The sequence below is a fragment of the Micromonospora sp. BL4 genome (assembly GCF_003667505.1).
Classification (GTDB): domain Bacteria; phylum Actinomycetota; class Actinomycetes; order Mycobacteriales; family Micromonosporaceae; genus Micromonospora.
The window spans coordinates 1-464 of the sequence record NZ_RCVJ01000022.1; the positions used below are offsets into that span (position 1 = coordinate 1).

At 75.0% G+C, this 464-nt stretch carries 1 pseudogene; it reads right to left on the minus strand.

From position 1 onward, the window contains the following. A pseudogene (locus EAD89_RS00120) lies at positions 1–394 on the minus strand (cobyric acid synthase CobQ); the annotation flags it as partial. Positions 395–464 lie beyond the last annotated feature (70 nt).

The window sequence follows — 464 nt, forward strand, 5'->3', positions numbered from 1 at the left end:
CGTCGTACGTGGCGCGCAGCTCCGCCAACGCCGCGTACGCGGTCTCGGCGAGCCGGGGACGCAACTGCCGGAACGTGCCGGCGGTGATCGTGTCGACGGCCTCGCCGAGCAGCACCACCTGGCTGGCCAGGTCACTGCCCGGCTTGAGCAGCACCGGGTTGAACCGCAGGTCGGGGGCCAACCCGCAGGCGGCGGCCTGCATGGCCTGCGCCCGGCCGATCTCACCGCCCCGCCCGTCCGGCCCGACGACGACAGCCGAGTTGTTCGACATGTTCTGCGCCTTGAAGGGCGCCACCCGCACGCCCTTGCGGTGCAGCCAGCGGCAGATGCCGGCGGTGAGGACGCTCTTGCCGGCGTCGGAGGTCGTGCCGGCGACGAGCAGTCCGCCGCTCACCGCCCGCTCCCCCGCCCGGCGGCGCCGAACCCACGGCGAGCCGCGCCACCGAGCCCACGAGACCGGAGCC